Consider the following 8,158-nt stretch of genomic DNA (forward strand, 5'->3'; position numbering starts at 1 on the left):
GCGCCAGACGGCATCATGGCGCCATCGCCGTCGCCGACTTCGCCATCGGTGAGGAGGCGGGCCTTGACGGTCGGCGGCAGCAGACCGCGGCCGGTGAAGTCATAGACCTCGTCTTCCCATACAGTCGCCACTTCAGCCTGGCCGTTTGCCATCAGATTGAGCGAGTCCGTATTGCCGTTGGTGAACTCGACGTTGGGGCGCAGCTCCTTGAAATAGGCAAGGACCGGGTCCAGGCAGGGGCCGTTGGCCCAGGCAGCCGCGTCGGCTTCCGTGACGGTGTAGTCATAGAGGCGAGCCTGACAGTCCTTGGTCGTCATCGCCAGGATGGCGCTTTCGAGGAAGCCGATACCGGAACCGCCACGCGTCGGGTCGGTGACGACCATCTTCTGCGGGTTTGCCTTGGCGAAGGCGAGCAGTTCGGCAAAGTTCTTCGGTTCGGTGCCATTGGGGAAGGCTCGCGTATCGTAGCCGATTGCAGTGACGTTGCGGTGGTAGGGCGCGACCTTGCCGCCGTGGACGTAGCCGCGCGAAACGGTCGCCGCATTCTCTTCAAGGTCCGGGGCGCTCGGCAGCATGGTGTTAAGCGGCAGATTGGCGATTATGCCGGCCTGATCGGCGACGCGGACCGAGCCGTTGGGCATCCAGAAGACATCAACGGGCGAAGGCTGGCCGGCCTGCTTGGCGGCGATCAGCTGCTGTACGGCCTGTTCGCCGTCGACCTGATGATATTCGACCTTGACGCCGTATTTCGCTTCGAAGCGGCGAATGATCTCGGCAAAGATGACGTTTTCCGATTCGCCGAAATCATAGAAGCTGATCTGGCCTTCCGCCTTGGCGGCCGGGACAAGCACGTCGTAGAAATTTGCGGGTGTCAGTGCCTTCAGATCCACATTGGTCTTGATGTTGAAGTCGGGTCCGCCCACGGGTTCGGTTGCGCCCGCCTGTGCATAAGCCGCACAGAGAAGCGTTGCTGTCATGAGTACAGTGCGAAGTTTCATTGCGTCCACCTTTTGCGCTGTTGGCACGTTTTGATGACGGCAACGAATAAGGTGGTAATACGAATTACCGTTGAAGGTTCGGTGACAATTTGATGAATAATGCAGGGTAAGCCGAGCCCTTCAAAAGTAAGACTTTCATCAAACTGTCATTTGACAAGCCGCCTGCTTTAGGCGCCATTCGCGCCCCTACGACATTCATGCATACGTATGAGCATGGCTTTTGTATTTACGTCACTGCTTCAATTTAAAGCGAGATACCCGATGCTAGTCCACGAAATCAGCGAGTTGGCTGCTCAAGCAGGAAACTTGGCACTGTCGCGTCAAAAGACGCTGTCAGAACTATCCGTAACGGCCAAGGGCCACCTTGATTTCGTCACCGATGTGGATCGTGCGGTGGAGGAGATGATTGCGGCCGGGATCGGTCGACTCTTTCCTGATGATGGCATCCTGGGAGAGGAAGGACGAAGCCTGTCGGGCATATCCGGCCGTACCTGGATCATCGACCCGATCGACGGAACGCATAACTTCGTTCGGGGTGGTTCCTCCTGGGCCGTGTCCATCGGCCTGGCGTCGGATCGCCCGGTCGCCGCAGCCCTGAATGCCCCAGTCGAGGGAACCATGCTCGTGGCCGAAGCGGGAAAGGGCGTCTGGCGAAACGGGGAAAAGCTGCCGGCACGCCGGACACCCGCCGAGCTCAGTATCGCCTACACCGGCGTTTCGACCTGGATGTCGACGGACAACGATCGCTGGCTGTCAGGTTTCGTGCGCGACGAACTGGGGCTGGCCGATCGGCGGACGGGATCGGCGGTGACCGGTCTGATCCCTGTCATCCTCGGCGAGGCCGATCTCTATATCGGCTTCGGGGAACATATCTGGGACGTGGCGGGCGCGGCGATCATAGCGGCGGAGGCCGGCTGTGCTCATTCGCTCGACTGGTCTGCCGGTCTGCCGCAGGGGCCGTTTACCTTTGTCTGTGGAGAGCCGGCATTGGTGGAGCGCACGTCGAGAGCGCTGGAGATGCGGCGTACTTGAATGGATCATGCCCAGTGGGCCTTCTCACGGGTAAGAAGTCGCCGATCAAGCACCCAGCTCGGCCTGGCGACGAATGTCGTCTGCGAGCGGGTGCAATAGATCGGGTGGTAATGCGCCGACAAGGCTATAACCCATTCCGTTCGCCGCCCAGCTCCATCCGCCGACCTCGCCCTTGGAAAGTGCCGTCATCGTCTTGTTCTGGTCGACTACCATCGGACGGGTCAGCATGACGAGGCGAGAGCCACGGTCGTTGTCGTACATCAGCATCAGCCCGGCGCCGTGCGGCGTGGCGATGAGACGGCCGCCCATAAGGCGATAGCCGGACTTCGAAAGGTCCGGCAGCACCGGCTTGCGGCCCATGCGCTGCGTCGCCCAGTCGACCAGTTCGGCCATGTTGTCGGCGCGCAGCTCGACCGGCCTTACCCTGTCGGAGGCATAGGTCGCAAAGCTGTCGGATGCTTCGCGTGCGAGCGCCAGAACGCCCTCGCTCGGCGGCTGGTAGAAATCGTGCAATAGCCAGCCGCCGGAACCGCCCGCCACGAGAAGCACGGTCGCAGCGGCGGCCACGCGCCAAAACGGAGCCCGGCCTCGGGTGCGCGTCTCCATCATGCGGCTCAGGTTGAGGCGGCTCGGTACCGGCTCTTCCAGAACGGGATCGAGTGCTGCCCGCAAATCGAGACGCTGCCTGCCGTAGCTTTCGATCCGCGCGGCAATTTCCGGATGCGCATCCAGATAGGCCGAAACCTCGGCTTCACGCACCTCGTCGAGCGCACCGTCGACAAAGCCGTGAAGATCGTCCTCGGAGATCGGTTTCACGCTCATTTCACTCTCCGAAGGTGTGCGGCAGGCCCTCGTGCTGCCTGTCCCGGATTTTCCAGTATCTGCCGCAGCCGCTCTCGCGCCCGCGACAGCCGTGACATCACAGTGCCGACGGGGATCGCCAGCACCGCGGCCGTTTGCGAATAGGACAGATCCTCGACGGATACCAGCAGAAGCACGCTGCGCTGCTCATCCGGAAGTTTATCGAGCGCCTGGAGGATATCCCGGCGCATCAGGCTGTCCTCCTGCGTCGGCTGCCGGGCGAAGGCGCTCTCATCCACCTTTTCAAATGGCACGTGCTCGCCGCGACGGACCGTCTGCCTCAGGCGGTTAACGGCGAGGTTATGAAGAATGGCGAAAACCCAGGTGCGCGGATCGTCGCTGCGGCGGCGATGCCAATGGGCTATGACCCGCTCCAGGCAATCCTGGACGAGATCGTCGGCCGCAGCCGTATCCCGCAGCAGGCCTCGCGCATAGCGGCGCAGTGCCGGTATCATCGGCTCGACAAGCTGCAGAATGTCACTCATGAGAGTTTCGCCTTCAGGAGCTTTCACCCGCCACCCCTACCACGGGCGGCGGGCGGAAGGGATCTACTTCGCCTCGACCTGAACGACGTCGCCAGGCCCTTTTTCACCAGCCGCCGCGACGACGAGATAGCGGCGCTCCGCCTTCCGGGTGCTCTGGACGATCTGACGGATTGGTCCGACGGCGTTGACGATCGCCGAGCCGGCCGGATTCGTGATGAACGAAGCCAGCGGCTGAAGGTCACCGGTGCCGTCGGACCGCGTCGAGAGCGCAAGAATGTAGGGTTTCTTGGGTTGTAGACCGGTTACCGACGCCTGCAGCACCTGCGACAGGCCCTGATCGAAGAGGGAGACGCTGGTAGGTGCGACAGCTTCCTTCGTCTTCGGAGCCCGCAAGGTCAGGTGAACCGCCTGTCCGGCAACACCGAGCGGCTGCAGATTCTGCATGCCATCGCCCTCGGGCACTGCGTTCGGGACGTAGTTCACCGCCTGCGGTGCCTGTCCGATCGGAATGGTGGCGATCACCTTGTTCGTCAGCGTGTCGATGGCGGCAAGTGCATCGGCATTTTCGAGACCGACATAGACGCGGGTGCCGTCGCCGGACGGCCAGACGCCATGCGGAAGGTTACCGACCGGAATTGTAGCAACCTGCTCGAAAGTGTCGGTGCGATAGACCTTCACCTGGTTGAGGCCGCCGACGGTGATATAGGCGAACTCGCCATTGGCGTTGTGAACGATGTTGACGTGGTTGGTGATCGGTCCGGTATCGATCGTCTTGATGAGATCGAAAGGCGCCTCGGCATTGAAAACCTGCGCCTTGCCGACATCCTTCAGCGTGAACCAGACCTGCTTGCCATCAGGTGTCGCCGCAATGTTGGGGCAGAAGGGGCTTTCCTGCTTGATATGGCCGACAATCTGATGGTCGGCGACGGAAATGACGACGGTCTCCGGATTGAACGAGGAGCAGATGTAGCCGTATTTGCCGTTCGGCGAAAAGATCTGCATGCCGGGACCGGCCGGAACCTTGATCTGCAGCTTTTCCTCGTAGGTATGCGCATCGATGACGGAGATATAGTCCTCGCCGCGAACCGTGACCCAGACCTCATTGCCATCAGGTGTGAAGAAGGCCTCGTGCGGCGAGCGGCCGACATAGGTGGTGCGCTTGACGGTGTTGGTTGCCGTATCGATGAAGGTCACCGAATTGGAGCCGATGGAAACGACAGCAAGGGTCTTGTGGTCTGGCGAGAACCCCATCCCATGGACGAGGACCTGCCCCCGATAAAGCGGGCTCAGATTGCCCGGCTGCGGATCGCCGAGCTTGATGACGCCGAGAAGCTTGTTGGTGGCGGGATCGGTGACGGAAACCGTGTTGGAGAACTGCTCGGCCGCATAGACACGATCCTTGCTGCTGACCGGAATATCCGGATCGGAGGCAGCACCCGGCGCCTGGCCGGCGAAGCTCGTCAGGGGCGCCAGCATCGTGCCGGCGAGAAGGCTGAGAGCGAGAAGGGTAGGCTTCATGACGGGGTCCTTTTCAATTGCCCATTTTCATGTCGGGGTCCATGCCGGGCATGGAGGAGGAGGCGGGGGCCTGCGGGGAGACCTGCGTCGGCGCGGGCTCCGACGGAGGGAGCGGATCGCCGAGGGCCAGCCGCATGGCGGCGATTTCCTGCTGCTGGTCGACGATAATTTCCTGAGCGATCCGCTTCAGCTGCTCATTGCTGCCGTAACGCAGGTAGGCCTGCGCCATATCGATCGCGCCCTGGTGATGCGGGATCATCATCTCGACGAAATCGCGATTGGCGTCACCGGTCGGCTTGACCACCATGCCGTTCATCATCTTGGTCATCGCCGCATCGTTTTCGCTGATGAACGGGGCCTCGTCGCTGGTGGTGGACGATGCTGTGCGCCGAGCATGCTCTGCCGGGTCATGGGCAAAAGCGGGGAACGCAAGCGAGACCACAAGCGCGGTGGCGGTGATCCGTCTCGTATGTCGTGCAATCATGCGGGTCTCCCTGAGGGCTGAAGAGCGGGTTCAGGGAGGTAGACAACGCGGGAGCGGGATTATTCCGCCGGATCACAAATTTTCCGGGTCAGACGAGATCCTGCCTACCGCAGCGGGCAATGGCCGCATCGCGTGTAAGAGATACGATCGCGGTTATCCCGCCAGGTGCTTTCGCGTATCAAGTACTTTCGGAGTTCGTTTCCGTCAGAGCAGTCCAGACAAAGGCGGTCGCTGATCGCGGCCAGCCTTGGATCGCCTGTGACTGCTCTTTGGACCTCATCCAGAGTGCGTAACCGACGCTTACAATCGCTGTAGCCGGTATTCGGTATCGTCGGGCGCTACTCTTTCTTATGCGCGTGTCTGGTGGTGGGAGATCTCACGCCAGGTGCTGACGAAGGCGACGGCGCTGTCGGCTATTTCCTTCAGCGATTTCCCGGGGCGGTAGAGATTGCCGCCAACACCGAAGCCGCTTGCGCCGGCCTCAACCCAGGAAGCCATCGCCTCCGGCGTGATCCCTCCTGTCGGCAGGAGCGGAATGTCGTTGGCGAAGACGGCGCGCCAAGCCTTGAGAACAGACGGCGACATAGACTCGGCCGGAAAAATCTTGAGACCATCGGCGCCGGCATCGAGCGCCGCAAAACCCTCGGTTGGCGTGGAGACGCCGGGAAAGCAGGCGAAGCCATGCTTGCGCGCTGCGCGGACGACGGCCGTATCCGCATGCGGCATCACAATCAGCCGGCCGCCGGCATCGCCGACACGAGAAACGCTGTCCGGCGACATGACCGTGCCGGCACCGACCAGCACTTCGCTGCCGAAGCGGCGGGCGAGCCGTTCGATGCTGACATAGGGGTCCGGCGAGTTCAATGGCACCTCGATCAGCCGAAAGCCGACCTGGATGAGGGTTTCCGTCACGCTCTCAACCTCTTGCGGCGTGATCCAGCGCAAGACCGCGATGAGAGGGCAGGCCTGCAGCGCTTCGCGTAGTGCGCTGCCGACGATTGATGGCGGTTGCAAGGCGGTAGTCATTTTGTACGGTCCTTTTTATGTTAGCCATACATAAGCCTGCATGGCTGCGATCGAGTGCTTCGCCCGTGGGCTGCTTGGCCGACGAAGATCTGAGGTGACGATCGCCGCGCGATCGACCAGGGCCTACCCAATCGACGGCGCTGCGATAGAGGGAGGGCCGTCAACGTCGCCGTCCGTAAGGGCATCAATGGCGGCATGGCGTTGCGTCAGGAAGCCCGTCATCCACCGCACGCTGTCGAGGATACCCCCGAAGGGATAGAGATGGAAAAGAACTGGACCGAATTGGCGACCTTCAAGACCGTCAAGAAGCCGGTCGGCAAAGCGCTCCGGACCGGCTCGATGAAGCAGGTTCGTCAATGAGAGACCGTATTGACGAAGAACTGCCGCCGATGTGGCGACACCGAATTGCCGGGCAAAGCGGGTCAGCTTGCCGACGTCGGCCGGTCCCGGCACACCGACCCTCACGGGAACGTCGATGCCGAAACCGCGAAGCTTTGCGATCCAATCTACGATGGCACTCGCGTCGAATCCGAATTGCGTGGTGATCTCGATCGAGCAGCCGGCCTCTTTCAGAAAGGTGATCTTCCACCGGAGCGCATCCCACAGTCTGTCGTTTTCGATCTTCGGATGCCCTTCCGGGTAGCCAACGATCCCCGCATGCCGGATCGCGTGACGCTCGAGCACGTGGCTTCCAAGAAGGAAGAGGGAATCCACGTATGGGCCGGCCGGCACCGCCGGGTCTCCTCCCACGAACATAAACCGTCGTGGGTGTGCGGCTCCGATCAACCCGGCGACCAGATCATCCAGGTCCTCGCGGGATCGGATCCTCCTGGATGAGATGATCGGGACCGGCTCGAAACCGCAGTCGCGAATGATCCGGGCGGCCTCGATGCGCTGCTGATGCGTTTCGTTTCCGAGGAAGGCGATGTTGATCGGCGTTCCTGCCGGGATACTCTCTCTGGCCGACTTGATTTGGGCAATGTCTTTGCCGGTTATCTCCAGCGTATAAAGAGGACGCTTGGCGGTCCATCGCCCTTGAGCATCTATATGGAGGTCGTGCATCCTCATCTCCGCGCGTTGCCGAGAAGCGATCTTAAATTTATTGCTTTCATCTACGCCCCATACATGGTAGACATAATGTATGTCAATAAGCCATACATATGGAGTGAGCCAGATGTGGCGACCGCGGTTGGTTGAAGGCGCCCGCATGAAATATCTCGGGATCGTCGAGGCGCTTGAGGCCGATATTCGGTCAGGCCGCGTCGCGCGCGGCGAGCGCCTGCCGCCGCAGCGGGCAATTGCCGAGGTGCTGAATGTCGATCTGACCACCGTCACACGGGCTTTCAACGAGGCCCGGAGGAGGGGGTTGGTCGAAGCGCAGGCCGGAAGGGGGAGCTTCATCAGCGAAACTCTGGAGGCGAACAGTTCGTCCGAGGGCTCGTCGCCCTTGATCGATCTCAGCATGAATATCCCGCCTCAGCCGCAGGCCGCGAACCTTCGGAAGATCTTTCCGCAGGGGATTTCCGATATATTGGCCGGCTCGCGAGGCTTGCTGAACCTCCACTATCAGGAGAGCAATGGCGCGGATCTGGACAGGCAGGCGGGAGCCAATTGGCTCGGGCAGAGGATAGATGGCGCGACTGCTGATCGCATCGTCGTTGCCGGAGGCGCGCAGAGCGCCCTGTTCGCAATTTGCGATCTGCTGCTCAGCCGCGGTGATGTCATTGCTGCCGGCGCGGTCACCTATCCCGGCC

The 8,158-nt window shown here is 61.4% G+C and carries 9 protein-coding genes; 2 read left to right on the forward strand and 7 right to left on the reverse strand.

The features are described 5' to 3' along the window. Nucleotides 1-998, reverse strand: a 998-nt coding sequence (locus ACPYOJ_RS33125; protein ID WP_481420028.1) for an extracellular solute-binding protein, incomplete at its 3' end; no start/stop codon positions are given. A 261-nt stretch (nt 999-1,259) separates the two neighbouring features. Between ACPYOJ_RS33125 and ACPYOJ_RS33130 the strand changes: the two genes are divergently transcribed. Continuing rightward, complete coding sequence (locus tag ACPYOJ_RS33130; protein WP_481420029.1) at nt 1,260-2,030, forward strand: inositol monophosphatase family protein; 771 nt, start codon at nt 1,260-1,262, stop codon at nt 2,028-2,030. 45 nt (nt 2,031-2,075) lie between these two features. On the opposite strand, the gene ACPYOJ_RS33135 is transcribed toward ACPYOJ_RS33130, so the two are convergent. The 6 genes from ACPYOJ_RS33135 to ACPYOJ_RS33160 all read right to left on the reverse strand — a co-directional run bounded on the left by ACPYOJ_RS33135 (nt 2,076) and on the right by ACPYOJ_RS33160 (nt 7,466). After that, nucleotides 2,076-2,852, reverse strand: coding sequence for an anti-sigma factor family protein (locus ACPYOJ_RS33135; RefSeq protein ID WP_481420030.1), 777 nt, complete (start codon nt 2,850-2,852; stop codon nt 2,076-2,078). Next, complete coding sequence (locus ACPYOJ_RS33140) at nt 2,849-3,376, reverse strand: RNA polymerase sigma factor (RefSeq protein WP_481420031.1); 528 nt, start codon at nt 3,374-3,376, stop codon at nt 2,849-2,851. The genes ACPYOJ_RS33135 and ACPYOJ_RS33140 overlap by 4 nt, the downstream gene beginning before the upstream one ends. Before the next feature lie 63 nt (nt 3,377-3,439). Then, a complete protein-coding gene (locus ACPYOJ_RS33145; protein ID WP_481420032.1) occupies nt 3,440-4,894 on the reverse strand; it encodes a YncE family protein in 1,455 nt (484 codons plus the stop codon). Between the two features lie 13 nt (nt 4,895-4,907). After that, nucleotides 4,908-5,378, reverse strand: coding sequence for a DUF305 domain-containing protein (locus tag ACPYOJ_RS33150; RefSeq protein WP_481420033.1), 471 nt, complete (start codon nt 5,376-5,378; stop codon nt 4,908-4,910). Between the two features lie 348 nt (nt 5,379-5,726). Continuing rightward, a complete protein-coding gene (locus tag ACPYOJ_RS33155; protein WP_481420034.1) occupies nt 5,727-6,404 on the reverse strand; it encodes a 2-dehydro-3-deoxy-6-phosphogalactonate aldolase in 678 nt (225 codons plus the stop codon). Nucleotides 6,405-6,527: 123 nt separating this feature from the next. Then, the gene (locus ACPYOJ_RS33160) at nt 6,528-7,466 is read right to left on the reverse strand and encodes a methylenetetrahydrofolate reductase (RefSeq protein WP_481420035.1); all 939 of its coding nucleotides are present in this window, start codon (nt 7,464-7,466) and stop codon (nt 6,528-6,530) included. A gap of 112 nt (nt 7,467-7,578) precedes the next feature. On the opposite strand from ACPYOJ_RS33160, the gene ACPYOJ_RS33165 reads away from it, so the two are divergent. Further along, nucleotides 7,579-8,158 (forward strand): GntR family transcriptional regulator (locus tag ACPYOJ_RS33165; protein WP_481420036.1); only part of this gene is annotated, 580 nt, incomplete at its 3' end.

The organism is Rhizobium sp. SVR5-9E, from assembly GCF_056755095.1.